We start from the raw sequence: 15,590 nt of genomic DNA, 5'->3' as shown, positions 1-15,590 counted from the left end.
TGGGGCTTTTTGATGACCTAGACAAAAAATCGTCACCGTTTTTCTATTTTTCTAACCTGAAAACCTTTACATCCGACGGTTTGTCGAATTAAGCGCAACACTTCATCCGTTCGATGATTGCCTCGTTCAATTCCACTTCCTTCCCCCGCGATCAAAGTACTCTCAACATCTTTATAACTCTATTCTTAGATCACTTAACCCCCGCTACGAGTAATTGTTTGAATTCGTTTTCGGTCCAGCTTTCCTACAGGTGTATAAGGCAGCTCTTCAACAAAAGCGATTTCTCGAGGGATTTGGTATGCTGCCACTCGTGTGCGTAACCAGCTCAAAAGTTCTTCTTCACTCATTTTTTTCTCGGAATACAACTGCACATATGCCTTCAGAATGTTGCCAGCGTAGACATCCTCTACACCGATTACAGCGACGTCTTCGACACTCGGATGGCTGCACAATGCAACTTCTATTTCCGAAGGATAGATGTTGTTGCCGGCCGAAATGATCAAGTCGTCTGTTCGTCCACACAGGAAATAATAGCCGTTCTCGTCCCGGTATCCGATATCGCCAGTTTGAATCCAGTGGCTTGGGCTGTTTTTCATGGACCATTTATTCCGAATACAAAATTGTCCAATACTGCCAGGTTCAACTTTTTTCCCGTCCACGACTACCTGCAATTGACTTCCCGGAATTGCTTTTCCAAGCGTGTTTGCATGAAAATTTAAATCTTCGGGTGTAGCAATGATGTTCAAGCCAGCTTCCGAAGTTCCGTATAGATTGTATAAGACATTCCCCAGATGATTGTTTACTTCATTCACTAAAACCGGATTTAGTTTTGCACCTCCAGACGCAATGCAAGCTAGGGAGCCGAGCGCTTCTTTATCGCGCTTCAACATTTTATGAATCATCAAAGGAACTACCGTGACAACTTCTACCTGATGCTGCCGAATAAGGGCGCATGCTCCTTTCGCATCAAAACTCTCCTGAATGACAACTTTCTTTCCCAAAGCAAGAAATGATAACAGTACAGCGATGCCATAGCCATGGTAAATCGGCGTCGCAATATAGGCAGTGCTGTATGTTGGCAGCTGCAGTCGGTTCAGTAAAGCAGCAAAAGGATTCAGGAAATTAAAGAGGGATGGACGGTGAATCACTTGTTTGGGCTTTCCGGTGGTGCCACCGGTCAACAGCACAATCTTTCCGCTGGAAGAAGCCGTCAATTTTTCTTTTCTATGTAGAGCCGAATCCGACAAACTGTTGATGGCTTCATTTTTTTCATGATAACTGACGATTTTTGAATGTTGGTAAGACGATTTTTCAATCAATCCGCTAAACTCTTCGTCGTAAATCAGCAAGTCGAAATGATGTTCTTGCACTAGTCGATCGAACTGTAGTTGACTCATGGAACAATTGAGCAAGTATATATCTGTTCCGAGCCGCGAAGCAGCAAAAATGCCCTGCACGAAGGACGCGTGATTTTTACAGAAGAACGCCACTTTATGTCCTTTACAAATCCCATACCTCTCCGCTAGAAGATGAGCGAGATTTTCACAGTGCTTCTGCAGCTCCAGATAATTGAATGTTTCCCGACTATCCACCAAAGCAGTTTTTTGGCCTCCTGTCTTTTCCGTCAATGAAAAAAGCAGCATAAGGTTTACACCGTTTTGACGGATCGCGAAGCAAAGACGTCCTAAGTTTGATGGAGAAAGAAAATTGAGCTGCGACAATATTTTCAGCAAATTAAACATTGTCTCTTTCACGCTCCTTTTTTCTTAATAACCTGAGGACGATAAACGATAACGGTGATCTGAAAATAACTGAAGCCCATTGACCTAGAATCAGCCACCACGGTTTATAAACTTTTCTTTTCGTATACAAGGCGTGTCCTATAATTTCCGCCACGTGAACCGGTGACATGGCAGGGGAAGTCTGATAAGCAATCGTCGGTTTGATCATGGGTGTTTTCACGAGCGGCAGATAAATGGAAGTGGTGGAAATGTTTTTGATTTTCAGTTCCGGCTCCGCCGAGCGCAACCACGTATCAAAAGCGGTTTTCGACGCCTGGTAGGCAGCCCAGTGAGGTATAGGGAATAGCAAAGCATTTATGGTGGAGACATTGATGATGTGCCCGTTCTTTTTCTCAAGCACCGGAATGAGCGATAGCAACAACTGTACCGGAGCAAAATAATTAAGCGCCATGGTACGTGTGAAGTCATGGTAACGATCCAGCGACTGGGCAATTGGACGGTTGATGGAGATTCCGGCATTGCTGACGACAACATCCACTCCGTCCGTCAATTGATGAAGAAATGTTAGCAATCCTTTTCGTTCCTCTTCATTTCGCAAATCTGCCGGGAATACCGTTACACTGGCTGTAGCTTTTTCGATTTCGACTTTTATGACGTTCATGCTTGCTTCGCTGCGGGCCACCAGAATCAGATGCGCAGTTGTATTCGCTAATAGATAGGCGAACTCCTTACCGATTCCTGAACTCGATCCAGTAATCAGGACAGTCTTCCCATCCATCTCTTTTTTCATCTTCTCGAAATTGAGGGAAGGCGATAAAAATAGGGTTCTCTCCAGTAGAGTGTAGTTATGCATTTAGCCAGCACCTTTTTGTAAGATATCGTTATAAAATCAGGAATCTTCCGACTCTTATTTTTATAAATTTTACCATTTAAACCCGATTAACGGAATGGATAAGGAGAAAAGATAAACATCGTCCTCCCCTTATCTTGTAATCGTTTTTTAGGTGTCACCTCTGCATCAATCTTCGAGATACATATCCAAATGCAACAACTCATGTCGCAGCGGCGACAAATCGTTCAACGAATGGACGCCCATCATATAGTCGTATCCGAAGAACACTTTGAACCTATATTCTTCGTCTGACTCATTCACTTTATACTCTCCACTCGTCAATCTTCCCTCTCGTTTCAGGATGATATTTGGTTATGTTATACATGTTCATGTAGTCACCTATTTTGCTATATATTTGTGTGTTGTCTAAATAAAACGGACGCGACAGTTTCGTCGCGTCCGTTCATGCCCCGATGATCGCATCATGGGTCGCTTCCGTCCAGCCATAGGCGACTTCGCGCAACGCGAGTTCGCCGAACAAGCGCTCTTTCGCATCGACGACTCGTCCTTGGCGCTGTTCATAAAACGCCCGATGCGGGTTCAGCTCGAGCGCCCAAATGAGAACACCACGGCTAGACATCGTTTGGACCGCGCGTTCGAGTAAGAGTGAGCCGATCCCGTTCCGTTGATGGTTTTCTAAAATGTAAATCGCGTAAATCTCGTTCGGATGGTCCGGATAGTCCCCCGTCCGCTCGTCCCCATACAATACGAAACCAACGATCTCCTCATCGACTATGGCGACGAATCCGCTGATTTCGCGGTTGGAAAGGGCACTCCGGACTTTTTCCGACCACTCGATCGACCCAGAAGAAAGCTTTAATAAAAACTCGGTCGGAACGATTCCCCGATAAGTCGTTCGCCAACCGTTGACCCTGACGCGCGCGATCCCGTAAGCGTCTTTCGGCTCAGCTTTCCGTATTTGCATCCGTACCCCCTCCTACCCTAAGTTTTACAAGTAGTTTACCACAAATCACCGAATCGAAATCACACTTCTTCCAGAAACGACTGACAATCATTTGACAAAAAACGACCGTAGGAATCCCTACGGTCGAGTTTGTTAAGCGACGTCACGCGTTGGCTCTGCAGTCGCTGTCGTAAGCGGTTTTTTCAAGAACGAGAGAAGGAGTGCCCCGACGAGTGCCCCTGCGAGAATCGCAAGTGCGTAGAGACCCATGCTCATCGCGACGTTTCCAGCTCCTTCAAGTAACGGGAAGACGAAGATCCCACCGTGTGGCGCCGGCAATTGAATCGCGAAGAAGGCAGATAATCCACCGGCGAGTGCTGACCCGAGAATCGCTGACGGCAATACCCGGATCGGGTCGGCCGCAGCAAACGGGATGGCCGCTTCTGTGATGAACGAGGCGCCCATGATGTACGCCGTCTTACCAGCTTCACGTTCTTGTTTCGAGAACTTCTGACGAGCGAACACGGTTGACGCGAGCGCGACGAGAAGCGGTGGCACCATCCCACCTGCCATGACGGCCGCCATGACTTCTTGGTTACCGGCTGTGAGTGCCGCCGTACCGAACACGTATGCTGTCTTGTTGATCGGGCCACCCATATCGACGGCCATCATCCCACCGACGATGACACCGAGCAAGATGGCGTTAGCACCACTCATGCTGTTGAGCGTATCCATCAACCATGTCATGAACGCTGCAATCGGTTCGTTGACGACAAGTAGCATGATCATCCCTGAGATGAACGAGCCGAGCAACGGATACAGGAGGACTGGTTTAATTCCTTCAAGCGTCGCTGGCAATTTCGCGAGTGCTTTTTTCAAGAACAGGACGACGTAACCAGCTAAGAAACCGGCGATGAGTCCACCGAGGAATCCGGCATTCCCTTCGCTCGCGAGCACACCGGCGACGAGACCAGGTGCGAGACCCGGACGATCGGCGATCGACATCGCGATGAAACCGGCAAGGATTGGGACGAGGAATCCGAACGCCGCGCCACCGATCGTCATGAGCTGAGCCGCAAATTCATTGTACGACGGGTCATCTGGGTTTGCCGAGTTGATGCCCCAGAAGAAGCTGAGGGCAATCAATAGACCACCGGCGACGACGAGTGGCAGCATGGCTGATACCCCGCTCATCAAGTGTTTGTAAATGCCGGTGCGCTGTTCTTTAGGAGCGCCTGACGTCCCTGTCGAACGGTAAACCGGTGCATCTTGTTTCACAGCCCGGTTGATCAACTCTTCCGGTTTGCGGATGCCTTGCGCGACCGGTACTTCGATCACGTGTTTCCCGGCGAACCGCTCCATGTCGACGGCTTTATCGGCCGCGACGATGATAGCTGTCGCTTTGGCGATATCAGCTGCCGTCAATTCGTTTTTGACGCCAGTCGAACCGTTCGTCTCGACTTTGATGTCGACACCCATCGCTTCTGCTTTTTGTTTCAAGCTGTCTGCTGCCATATACGTGTGCGCGATGCCGGTCGGGCAAGCCGTGACGGCAAGGATATAAGGTGCATCCTTTTTGACCGTTTTTTCAGCAACCGGTGCCGCTTCGGCCGCTTCTTTCTCTTCGATCGCGCGAATGACGTCATCTTCTGACGTTGCCGCATAGAGACGTTCCTGGAATTTTGGATCCATAAGGAAGACGGATAATTTCGAGAGTGTTTCCAAGTGCTCGTTGTCGGCGTGTTCGCCTGCTGCGATCATGAAGAACAGGCGGCTGTCTTGGCCGTCGAGCGCTTCATAGTCGACTCCGCTCGAGCGACCAAAGGCGATCGCGGGTGCTTTGACAGCTTTCGTCTTCGCGTGCGGGATGGCAATCCCTTCACCGAGTCCGGTCGTGCTTTGCGCTTCGCGGGCCAAGATGGCGTCGCGATAACCGTTCCGGTCCGCTAGCTTACCGGCCCGGTCGAGCACGTCGACGAGCTCTTCGATGACGTCTGCTTTTGAACGACTGCGGAGATTCAGTTGGATCGTGTCCTTTTTGAGTAGGTCCGTGATGTTCATGTTGTTTCCTCCAATCGGGATAGTGGGGTGACGTCGACTTCGCCGACCAAGCGGTCCACGTCTTGTTTCGTACAGAGGCCAAACGTATAAGCAGACGCGCTGCCGGTCGTGACCGCATAGCGGAACGCCTTGGTTGCGTCGTGGTCTAAAATGTTAGCGACAAAACCGGCGACGAGTGAATCCCCCGCTCCGACCGAGTTGACGAGTTTCCCGCTCGGCGTGTTCGCCGTATAGGCACCTGTCGCGTTGACGAGCATCGCGCCGTCTCCTGCGAACGAGACGATGACGTTTTTGGCGCCACGCTCGACTAACTGTTCCGCGTAAGGGAGCGCCTGGTCAAACGTCTCGATATCGACATCAAACAGTTCACCGAGTTCGTGATGGTTCGGTTTGATCATGAGTGGTTCGAGCGAGAGCACCTCGAGCATCGCCTCTTTTGTTGTATCGACGACGAAGTCGGCTCCGTTCGCTCGAACTTTCTCAGCGAGCGTCCGGTAAAGTGTGCTCGGCAGATTGCCAGGGATACTTCCGGCCAAGACGACGATATCACCTGCTTGGACGTGTTCGAACTGTGCCGTCAACTGTTCAAGTTCCGCGTCCGAGATGACAGGACCACTCGCGTTCAATTCCGTCTCTTCTTTCGCCCGGATCTTGACGTTGATTCGGGTCTCGCCATCGACTTCGATGAAATCGGTCTCGACACCCTTGTCCGTCAACGCTTTCTTAATAAATTCACCTGTCGTCCCGCCGATGAATCCTAGGGCGACCGTATCGGCGTCGAACTCACGTAAGACGAACGAGACGTTGATACCTTTTCCTCCGGCCCGCTGCGTCGTCTCTTGGATGCGGTTGACCTCACCTAAGACGACTTCTGGTAACGTGACGTAATAATCGATTGATGGGTTGAGTGTTAACGTGTAAATCATTGGGCGTTCACCACCTTTGTTAATGTTTCGACTGAACTGACGTACGGTGCACCGCTCATCGTGATGAGTGTCGCCGCCTCGAGGGGCGCCACTCGGCTGAACGAACGTTTCCCGAATTTTGAATCGTCCGCCAAGATGTAGGCGTCCCGAGCCAGTTCAATCGCTGTTTTTTTGACGAGGGCTTCTTCTGGGTCAGGCGTCGTATAGCCCGCTTCTAGGTCGACCCCGTTGATACCGAGAAAAGCGACATCGACCCGGTAGTTCATCATGCTCTCGCGGGCATTGTAGCCGACGAGCGCTTGCGTCGAACGTTTCAACTCGCCGCCGACCACGAACGTCTTAATATCGAGATCGAACAAGTCGTTGGCAATCGGGAGGCTGTTCGTGACGACGATGACTTTCTTTCCGGTCAAGAACGGGACCATCGCTTGTGTCGTCGTCCCGGCATCGAGATAGACGGACATCCCGTCTTCGATGAACGTCGCGGCCTTCCGTGCGATCGCGACTTTCTCATCGACGTGCCGATCCCGTTTTTCCTCGAACGTCGGCTCATCTTCAGCGCGAACGACGAGCGTCGCCCCGCCATGGACCCGTTCAAGGTAGCCTTCGGCCTCAAGGTCCGTCAAATCACGGCGGATCGTCGACTCTGACGCCCCCATCCATTCGACCAACTCTTTCAGCTTGACGATCTTTTGTTCCGACAACCGTTGCAAAATCATCTGATGTCGTTGTTTCGTTAACATCGTATTCCCTCCGTATCTCCAATATAAAGCGTTTACATTCAAAAAACAATCAAAAACATTCAAATTCATTCACTTTTTGTCTTATTGTCACAATTGTAACACAAAAAACGGTCACTTAGTGACCGTTTACGACTGTTTTTTACTATTTGATTAACCAATCGTTCAATTTCTGTAACAACTGTGGATGAAGTGGGGCCTCGATCGCCTCACGATATTCTTTGTGCAACGTTAAAAGTGAATGCGGGCTCGTCCGTTCGACGAGGAGGTGGTTCATATCTTTAATGATATAGCTGTCGACATCGCCTTTCGTCCGCAGTGAATGGACGTGTTCAGGCGGGACTTGGACGTCGCGGTCACCGGTGATGGCAAGCAGCGCGACGCGCACGAGCTCGAGCCGTTCCCGGACGTCATACGACGCATGTTCGCGAATCCACTTGGCGTTGACGACTTGGCCTCGGTATTTGAACGCAGCGACGTTCGTCCGGAGCGACCGCTCGAGCAGATCGTCTTGACGCTGTCTGACTTTTTTCGGGACGCCGGTCAACCGGTAAAACATCCCTTTCAACCCTTTCACGCGCCCGATCTCGGACGCGAGCGCGTCGGCTTGATGTAAGAACATCTGCTTCGACGAGTCGTTGAAGCCGGCGAGGAGGATCAACCCGGCCGCATTCGTCTCGAGTTGAACGGCCGGGGCGATGACCGCCCCTTCGCTATGGCCGAGCACGTAGACGTCGCCCGTTTCAGGCAACCGTTGGATCGTTTTCACGACTTCGATCGCATCGTTGACCAAGTCATGGAGTCCGACTTTATTAAAGTCACCATCCGACTCCCCGATCCCTTGTTTGTCGTACCGAAATACGTTGACGCCCATGCCATATAGCGCGTCGGCTAGTTTTTTATACGTATTGAAGTGGACGGGTCCGACATTGCCGTTCCGGTCACTCGGCCCGCTCCCGCTCAAGATGACGACCGTCTTTCGCGGCGTGTCATGCAATAAAAGCGTACCGGCCAGTTCACCGTAATGTCTTGTAATGTTCATGTTTCGTTCCATTGTATCGCCTCCTCTTTCATCATACCGAACAATTCGAGAGAGGACGAGTGTTTCAGTCAAAAAGAAAGAACCGCCCTCACACGGGGACGGTTCAAGACATCATTGTGTGGCGAGCCAATCTGTTAGCCAAGCGACGTGGTCTTCCATCGCCTCGTTCGACAAACGGTCGATTGTATCGGCTTCAGTTAAAGCATCAAACTCAGCCGTCAATGAATCGCTTAATGACATGACCGGTACGCCTTCCGCATGAAATTCATCTAAATACGACGTCCCGAGTGGCTTCACATCAAGTGATGACCAGCTTCCTTGCTCAAGGACCGGCAGTCTTGTCATCCCTTTTGTCCTTACAAAACGTGCATCTTCCCCGGTACCAAGAATATCTAATGACAGTACTAAAGACGGCAAAGTTTCAGCCTGTTTCGCTGTTTCTAAATAATCCATGGCGGTCTCGTAGCCACCCCCACTTCCGTTCAAGAAGACATACCGGATCGTCGCATCCGTATCAATGCCATCCATTTGTTCGATGAGCGCGTACAATATCGATGAACCACCAAGGCTCCATAACGCATGGTCCCCGTAACCCGTGCCGTCAAGCCTAGCCAAGATCACAATCTCCTCGTCTGTTTTACCAGGTTGAATAAATTCGACATACGGCACCTCGTCGTCGACGAACGGTTCGACCGAGACATGCGTCCCGTCCGTCAAACAATCTGCTGTCTCAACATCGACGCCGATGCCGGGCAGCCGCGTCCGTGGCGAAGTATAAATGGTTCCGTAATAACCCTCTTCTTGTTCATCGGGCGTGACAATGTACCCTTCGGCTCCTGCCTCCAACAGGTTGAGTAAGTGGCGATTCGCCTCATCATCAATGAGGACCTCTCCATATGGATCAGCCGACGTGTCCCTCCCGTCAAGCTCGAGTGATTTGACCGTCATCGGCAAAACGACGACTTTTCCTTCTACATCATCAATCGGTTCGTTCCAATCCGTTTGAATCACTTCACCGTCAAATCCAGCTTCTAAGATGAAATGAGATACACCATCGAATCGTTCGTCGTCTTCAATGGTCAACGTCGTCCAATGGCTCGGTACGGAGGCATAATGGACGAAACGGTCCATCTCAAGATCGAGCTCGGTCCCGAGCGACTCGAACAGCTCGACGTTCTCCCAACTGTTAACGTCTCGGTCGTACGACGCAAAATATTCGGCCGTCTCATACGGGCTTGCGTAAGCGGCCGGACTGAAGTAAAGAAATACGGCATACAAGGCCGACAGTAAGCTATAAATGATTGTCATTTGGTCGTCTCCATCTACATCAATATTCGCCATACTTGATTGGCATTATTCAATTATAGTAAGTCATCTGACAATTGTATATCCTAATTTACAGCAAAAAAAGCGGTCATCCCCGTTGTGAGGATGACCGCTCTGATCATGGATTCTTAGACGCCTTCGTACGCTGCGTACATGATTTCTTTCAATTCTTCGACGAGCGGCATTTTCGGGTTCGCCGTCGTACATTGGTCTTCGAACGCATCGACCGCCATTTTGTCGATCTTCGCATCGAGGTCCGCTTTCTTGATGCCTTGTGCTTTGAACGAGAGTTTGATGTTCAAGCGCTGTCCGAGCTCGATGATCGCTTGGACGAGTGACTCGACGCCTTCTTCAGTCGTCTTCGCCGGGAGTCCGAGGAAGCGTGCGATTTCAGCGTAGCGCTCGTCAGCGATGAATGACTCATATTTCGGGAACGCCGCAAGTTTCGATGGGCGTGTCGCGTTGTAGCGGATGACGTGCGGCATGAGAATCGCGTTCGTCCGACCGTGCGGCACGTGGAACTCGCCACCGATTTTGTGCGCGATCGAGTGGTTGATCCCGAGGAACGCGTTCGCGAATGCCATACCGGCCATTGTTGAGGCGTTGTGCACTTTTTGACGAGCTTCAGCGTCGCTTCCGTTTTCGTAAGCTTTCGGGAGGTAGTCGAAGATCATCTTCATCGAACGGAGGGCAAGTCCGTCTGTATAGTCGTTCGCCATGACCGATACGTACGCTTCGATGGCGTGTGTCAAGACGTCCATTCCTGTGTCAGCCGTGATTGAAGCCGGTACCGTCATAACGAACTCAGGGTCGATGATGGCGACGTCTGGTGTGATCGCGTAGTCGGCAATCGGGTATTTGACGTTCCGTTTTTTATCAGTGATGACCGTGAACGGTGTCACTTCTGAACCTGTACCTGACGTCGTCGGGATCGCGACGAACATCGACTTGTTGCCGAGCGTCGGGAACTTGTACGTCCGTTTGCGAATATCCATGAACTTCTGGCGAAGGTTTGAGAACTTCTCTTCTGGACGTTCGTAGAAGAGCCACATCCCTTTCGCGGCATCCATCGGTGAACCACCACCGAGCGCGATGATCATGTCTGGTTGGAATTGGCGCATCGCCTCAGCTCCGGCCATGACCGTCTCGACCGATGGATCTGGCTCGACTTGGTCGAAGATGCGGTAGTCAACACCAGCCGGCAAGTTTTTGATGACTTTGTCAGCAAATCCGAGTTTGACCATCATTTCGTCTGTGACGATCATTGCTCGTTTTTTTGACGTGAGCGACTGCAAGTATTGAACCGAGTTTTTCTCGAAGTAAATTTTTTCAGGGACTTTAAACCATTGCATATTCACGCGACGTCTCGCCACCTTTTTCACGTTGAGTAGATGTTTCGCCGTCACGTTCTCAGAGACGGAGTTTTTACCGTACGACCCACAACCGAGTGTGAGTGATGGTGTCATTTCGTTGTAAAGGTCACCGATACCGCCGTGTGCCGTTGGCGAGTTGACGATGATGCGGCAAGCTTTCATGCGAAGTCCGAACGCGAGGATCGCGTCGTCGTCTGTCGAGTGGATTGCAGCTGTATGGCCGAGACCACCGATTTCAAGCATTTTCTCAGCGATGGCGAAGCCTTCTTCTCGTGATTGAACTTTATAAGCGCCGAGCACCGGGCTAAGCTTCTCGTGTGAGAGCAGTTCTGTCGCGCCGACTGTCTCGAGTTCAGCGATCAAGATTTTCGTGTCGGCCGGGACGCTGAGTCCAGCTTTCTCGGCGATCCATGCTGCCGGTTTCCCGACGATCTCAGGGTTGACCGCACATGTGTCTGTCTTGATGACGAGTGTTTCGAGTTTGGCTTTTTCTTCTGGTGAGCAGAAGTAGCAGCCGAGCGCTGTCATTTCACGTTTCACGTCTTCATATACTTCTTGGTCGACGATGATCGCTTGTTCTGACGCACAGATCATGCCGTTATCGAACGTTTTCGATAAGATGACGTCCGAGATGGCGCGTTTCACTTTCGCTGTCTTGTCGATATAAGCCGGGACGTTACCAGGTCCGACGCCGAGCGCTGGTTTACCTGTCGAGTAAGCCGACTTCACCATTGCCGCGCCGCCTGTTGCGAGTACCATGGCCACGCCCGGGTGGTTCATGAGTGCTTTCGTCGCGTCGAGTGACGGTTTTTCGACCCATTGGATCAAATGTTCCGGTGCACCTGCTGCGATCGCTGCGTCACGAAGGACGCGGGCCGCTGCACTTGAACATTGTTGTGCTGACGGGTGGAAGCCGAAAATGATCGGGTTACGTGTTTTGATGGCGATGATCGCTTTGAACATCGTCGTTGATGTCGGGTTCGTGACCGGTGTGACCCCGGCGACGACACCGACCGGCTCGGCGATGTATGTGATGCCGTTTTGCTCATCGTCTTCGATGACGCCGACTGTTTTCTCACCGCGAAGTGAGTTGAAAATATATTCTGTCGCAAAGATGTTTTTGATCATCTTGTCTTCAAACACACCGCGACCTGTTTCTTCATATGCATGTTTAGCGAGTACGACGTGTTGCTCGAGTCCGGCTAACGCCATCGCTTGGACGATCGTGTCGATTTTCTCTTGGTCAAACGTCATCAACGTGTCGAGTGCCGTGTGCGCTTGCTTGACGAGCGTGTCGACCATCTGTTCTGCTGATGTTTCCACTACTGCTTTCTCTTTAACTGCCATGTTGGTTTCCTCCTCATGAATGAGAGCTGATCTTCTGACTTGATGGAGAGCACGGGATAATCGGTTTGCCTGATAAGAGTTTGTGCTTTCCTTCACATTCATAGAATACACCGTTTCATTCAATTTGTGCGTGACAACAATGTGAACTCTTTCACAATATTTTTTTGCTGTTTGAGGATAGGTCTTGATTTTTATAGATCAGCTCAGTAAAATCGTATGCGTTTTCATGAAAACAAGGACAGACCTATATGTAAACGCTTACATTATTTGTGTCGTTAGTTTGGCGGAATCGGTGTGTAAATGCTCACAGTCCGATGATTGCTCGTCCACCCCGCCTGTGGTCGTGTATAATGAAGAAAGAACCTGACTAGGAAGTGACTATGACTATGCCAAGACAAGATGCAGCCGATCAGTTTGTGAAACTGATCCCGTTAATCAGAAGAAAACTGCTCCGCCGCTCCGACCTCCCGCAAATCCCGAACTTAAATTTCTCTCACTTTCATCTATTGATGTTGATCGAGGATGAAGGCGCGGTCACGAACGGACAAATTAGTGAGACGTTATCAATTGCCCCGCCGAACGTGACGCCGCTCATCACGAAGCTCGTCGACGAAGGGTATATTACACGTGTCCCTGACGAGCGCGACCGCCGCGTCATCTGGAACCAATTGACCGACCAAGGAGAGCGCGTGCTCCTCGAGCGGCGCGACTCGTTTCGGCGCCTGTTCGAGGATCGGTTAGCGTTCCTCGATGAGGATGAGACCGACCGCTTGATCGACAGTTTAAAGACGCTGACCGAGATCGTTGAGAAGATGGACAAGAGCGAGGGATGATTTTCTCTCGTCAACGCTCGCTTCTTCTTATATAATCGACAGTGAATCTATCGAACAATGGAAAGTGAGATGACACGTAATGGGTCGTAAATGGAACAATATTAAAGAGAAAAAGGCGTCTAAAGACGCCAATACGAGTCGTATCTACGCGAAGTTCGGCCGCGAGATCTACATCGTCGCCCGCCAAGGTGAACCTGATCCAGAATTGAACCAATCGCTCAAGTTCGTCGTCGAGCGCGCGAAGACGTATAACGTCCCGAAAGCGATCATCGACCGGGCCATCGACAAAGCGAAAGGCGGCGACGAAGAGAACTTCGACGAACTCCGCTATGAGGGCTTTGGGCCGAGCGGGTCGATGCTCATCGTCGACACGCTCACGAACAACGTCAACCGGACCGCCTCTGAAGTTCGGGCCGCGTTCGGCAAGAACGGTGGTAACATGGGCGTCAGCGGGTCGGTCGCGTATATGTTCGATGCGACGGCCGTCATCGGTGTCGGCGGGATGACAGCAGACGACGTGCTCGAACTCATGATGGAGCACGATCTCGATGTCCGTGACGTCATCGAAGAAGATGAGACGGTCATCGTCTATGCCGAGCCGGAAGAATTCCATGCCGTCCAGACCGCGTTCAAAGCGGCGGGTGTGGAGACGTTCGAAGTCGCCGAGCTGACGATGCTACCGCAAAACGAAGTCGAACTCGACGAAGCGTCGAAAGAGCAATTCGAGAAACTACTCGACGTGCTCGAAGACTTAGAAGACGTTCGTCAGGTGTACCATAACGTCGAACTATGATGAAGAAGCGATAACTTTTCGAAGTTGTCGCTTTTTTTGTTTTCATGATTTGACAAGTCATAAAACGTATGTTAAATTTCAAAAGTCTTTATCGTATTAAAGTGATAACAAGAGAAAGAACTTATGATTCGAAAGGTGTTGGAACTCATGAATGCTGTATTATTAGCTGTCATTGTCTTATTTGCTCTCGCGATCAGTCGTGTCCATATCGTCTTATCGCTCATCCTCGCCGCCATCGTCGGTGGACTTGTCGGAGGACTCGGTTTCAACGACACGTTGACCGCTTTCAGCGACGGGCTTGGTGGCGGTGCCACGATCGCCCTCAGCTACGCCCTGCTCGGTGCGTTCGCTGTCGGCTTGTCAAAGACCGGCCTGCCTGACGTCCTGGCTGAACGGTTGATCAGCATGTCTGGCCGTGATGTGACCGGCAAGAGTGTCGGTCGCGTCAAAGCGTTACTGCTGTCGCTGCTGCTCTTACTCGCTATCAGCTCACAGAACGTCTTACCGATCCACATCGCCTTCATCCCGATCGTCGTACCGCCGTTACTCGTCTTGTTCAATGAGTTGAAACTCGATCGCCGGCTCGTCGCGACGATCCTCACGTTCGGGCTTGTCACACCGTACATGTTGCTACCGGTCGGCTTCGGCGGCATCTACTTGAACGAGATTTTGCTCCCGAACGTCGAGACGAACGGGATGGCCGTCGGTGACGTCAATATCGTCAGCATCATGGCCATCCCGGCACTCGGGATGCTCGTCGGACTCATCACCGCTTTCTTCCACTACCGGAAACCGCGGTCGTATGAAACGATCCAACTCGGTCCGAGCGACTATGAGGTCCGCACGTTGAGCAACATGAAGATTTGGTTGACGGCGATCGTCGTCTTGGTCGTCTTGGTCGTTCAATTGCAGACCGAATCGATGATCGCTTCGGCCGTGACCGGTTTGATCCTGTTGACGCTCTTCCGTCTCATCCCTTGGTCAGAAGCGGACGATATCTTTACGAGCGGTATGCGCATGATGGCCTTCATCGGTTTTGTCATGATCGCCGCGAGCGGATTCGCCGCCGTCATCCGTGAAACGGGTGCGATTGAACCGCTCGTGAGCGGAGCAAGCAACTTGATGGGTGACTCGCAGTTCCTCGCCGCCCTCGTCATGCTCCTCGTCGGTCTCGTCATCACACTCGGTATCGGCTCGAGCTTTTCGACCATACCGATCATCGCCGCCATCTTCGTGCCGTTATGTATCCAGTACGGTTTCTCGGTCGAGGCGACGATCGCCATCATCGGAACGGCCGGAGCACTCGGTGACGCCGGTAGCCCGGCGAGTGATTCGACGCTCGGACCGACGAGCGGTTTGAACGCGGACGGGCAACACGACCACTTGCGTGAGACGGTCTGGCCGACGTTCCTCCACTACAACATCCCGCTCATCGTCTTCGGTTTGATTGCCGCAATGGTGCTGTAATCACTTCCGGTTACGCCGCGCGTAAATCGTGCCCAGTAAGACGAGCACGAGTAAAAACCAAAAACCCGTATACATGAGGACTTCCATTAGCATCTCTGACTCCTCCTATTGATCAATCTAAAAAGGAGCGACGAAATCGTCGCT

Annotated in this window: 13 protein-coding genes; 3 read left to right on the top strand and 10 right to left on the bottom strand. The window is 51.2% G+C overall.

All coding sequences use genetic code 11. The features are described from left to right. Positions 1–194: 194 nt before the first annotated feature. The 10 genes from EVJ28_RS07370 to adhE all read right to left on the bottom strand — a co-directional run bounded on the left by EVJ28_RS07370 (position 195) and on the right by adhE (position 12,353). Complete coding sequence (locus tag EVJ28_RS07370; RefSeq protein WP_236634083.1) at positions 195–1,754, bottom strand: class I adenylate-forming enzyme family protein; 1,560 nt, start codon at positions 1,752–1,754, stop codon at positions 195–197. Then, the gene (locus EVJ28_RS07365) at positions 1,735–2,595 is read right to left on the bottom strand and encodes an SDR family NAD(P)-dependent oxidoreductase (RefSeq protein ID WP_131488533.1); all 861 of its coding nucleotides are present in this window, start codon (positions 2,593–2,595) and stop codon (positions 1,735–1,737) included. Before EVJ28_RS07365 ends, EVJ28_RS07370 begins: the two co-directional genes overlap by 20 nt. Positions 2,596–2,760: 165 nt before the next feature. Next, positions 2,761–2,895 (bottom strand): hypothetical protein, encoded by a 135-nt coding sequence (locus EVJ28_RS14345; protein WP_255417578.1) that lies wholly within the window; start codon positions 2,893–2,895, stop codon positions 2,761–2,763. Positions 2,896–3,037: 142 nt separating this feature from the next. Continuing rightward, entirely contained in the window at positions 3,038–3,559 is a 522-nt protein-coding gene (locus EVJ28_RS07360) for a GNAT family N-acetyltransferase (RefSeq protein ID WP_131488531.1), read from the bottom strand. A gap of 132 nt (positions 3,560–3,691) precedes the next feature. Next, positions 3,692–5,599, bottom strand: a complete 1,908-nt coding sequence (locus tag EVJ28_RS07355) for a PTS fructose transporter subunit IIABC (protein ID WP_131457639.1) — start codon at positions 5,597–5,599, stop codon at positions 3,692–3,694. Beyond that, on the bottom strand, positions 5,596–6,525 hold the full coding sequence (gene pfkB / locus EVJ28_RS07350; RefSeq protein WP_131457638.1) for a 1-phosphofructokinase: 930 nt from the start codon (positions 6,523–6,525) through the stop codon (positions 5,596–5,598). Before pfkB ends, EVJ28_RS07355 begins: the two co-directional genes overlap by 4 nt. Next, positions 6,522–7,268 carry a DeoR/GlpR family DNA-binding transcription regulator gene (locus tag EVJ28_RS07345; RefSeq protein WP_131468073.1) on the bottom strand — a complete coding sequence of 249 codons (747 nt, stop codon included), beginning with the start codon at positions 7,266–7,268 and terminating at the stop codon, positions 6,522–6,524. The genes pfkB and EVJ28_RS07345 overlap by 4 nt, the downstream gene beginning before the upstream one ends. 142 nt (positions 7,269–7,410) lie before the next feature. Beyond that, positions 7,411–8,319, bottom strand: coding sequence for an alpha/beta hydrolase (locus tag EVJ28_RS07340; protein WP_131457636.1), 909 nt, complete (start codon positions 8,317–8,319; stop codon positions 7,411–7,413). 99 nt (positions 8,320–8,418) lie between these two features. Beyond that, entirely contained in the window at positions 8,419–9,615 is a 1,197-nt protein-coding gene (locus EVJ28_RS07335) for a zinc-binding metallopeptidase family protein (RefSeq protein ID WP_131488529.1), read from the bottom strand. A 146-nt stretch (positions 9,616–9,761) separates the two neighbouring features. Continuing rightward, positions 9,762–12,353, bottom strand: coding sequence for a bifunctional acetaldehyde-CoA/alcohol dehydrogenase (gene adhE, locus EVJ28_RS07330; protein WP_131443844.1), 2,592 nt, complete (start codon positions 12,351–12,353; stop codon positions 9,762–9,764). Positions 12,354–12,739: 386 nt separating this feature from the next. On the opposite strand from adhE, the gene EVJ28_RS07325 reads away from it, so the two are divergent. The 3 genes from EVJ28_RS07325 (at position 12,740) to EVJ28_RS07315 (ending at position 15,446) form a co-directional block, all read left to right on the top strand. Continuing rightward, on the top strand, positions 12,740–13,186 hold the full coding sequence (locus tag EVJ28_RS07325; RefSeq protein WP_070327337.1) for a MarR family winged helix-turn-helix transcriptional regulator: 447 nt from the start codon (positions 12,740–12,742) through the stop codon (positions 13,184–13,186). Positions 13,187–13,265: 79 nt separating this feature from the next. Further along, positions 13,266–13,979, top strand: a complete 714-nt coding sequence (locus EVJ28_RS07320; protein ID WP_070327338.1) for a YebC/PmpR family DNA-binding transcriptional regulator — start codon at positions 13,266–13,268, stop codon at positions 13,977–13,979. 147 nt (positions 13,980–14,126) lie between these two features. Further along, on the top strand, positions 14,127–15,446 hold the full coding sequence (locus EVJ28_RS07315; protein WP_131443845.1) for a Na+/H+ antiporter family protein: 1,320 nt from the start codon (positions 14,127–14,129) through the stop codon (positions 15,444–15,446). Positions 15,447–15,590 lie beyond the last annotated feature (144 nt).

Source organism: Exiguobacterium sp. SH3S3 (assembly GCF_004337115.1).
In the GTDB taxonomy this organism is placed as follows: Bacteria; Bacillota; Bacilli; order Exiguobacteriales; family Exiguobacteriaceae; genus Exiguobacterium; species Exiguobacterium aurantiacum_A.
Note: the sequence above shows the minus strand (reverse complement) of the source record. Positions and strands in the feature narration are given on the sequence as shown.

Excerpts from the sequence above, each read along its gene's own strand:
- EVJ28_RS07315 (WP_131443845.1), top strand. The coding sequence starts at position 14,127 with ATGAATGCTGTATTATTAGCTGTCATTGTCTTATTTGCTCTCGCGATC.
- EVJ28_RS07335 (WP_131488529.1), bottom strand. The coding sequence starts at position 9,615 with ATGACAATCATTTATAGCTTACTGTCGGCCTTGTATGCCGTATTTCTT.
- pfkB (WP_131457638.1), bottom strand. The coding sequence starts at position 6,525 with ATGATTTACACGTTAACACTCAACCCATCAATCGATTATTACGTCACG.
- EVJ28_RS07325 (WP_070327337.1), top strand. The coding sequence starts at position 12,740 with ATGCCAAGACAAGATGCAGCCGATCAGTTTGTGAAACTGATCCCGTTA.
- adhE (WP_131443844.1), bottom strand. The coding sequence starts at position 12,353 with ATGGCAGTTAAAGAGAAAGCAGTAGTGGAAACATCAGCAGAACAGATG.
- EVJ28_RS07345 (WP_131468073.1), bottom strand. The coding sequence starts at position 7,268 with ATGTTAACGAAACAACGACATCAGATGATTTTGCAACGGTTGTCGGAA.
- EVJ28_RS07320 (WP_070327338.1), top strand. The coding sequence starts at position 13,266 with ATGGGTCGTAAATGGAACAATATTAAAGAGAAAAAGGCGTCTAAAGAC.
- EVJ28_RS07365 (WP_131488533.1), bottom strand. The coding sequence starts at position 2,595 with ATGCATAACTACACTCTACTGGAGAGAACCCTATTTTTATCGCCTTCC.
- EVJ28_RS07360 (WP_131488531.1), bottom strand. The coding sequence starts at position 3,559 with ATGCAAATACGGAAAGCTGAGCCGAAAGACGCTTACGGGATCGCGCGC.
- EVJ28_RS07355 (WP_131457639.1), bottom strand. The coding sequence starts at position 5,599 with ATGAACATCACGGACCTACTCAAAAAGGACACGATCCAACTGAATCTC.
- EVJ28_RS07340 (WP_131457636.1), bottom strand. The coding sequence starts at position 8,319 with ATGGAACGAAACATGAACATTACAAGACATTACGGTGAACTGGCCGGT.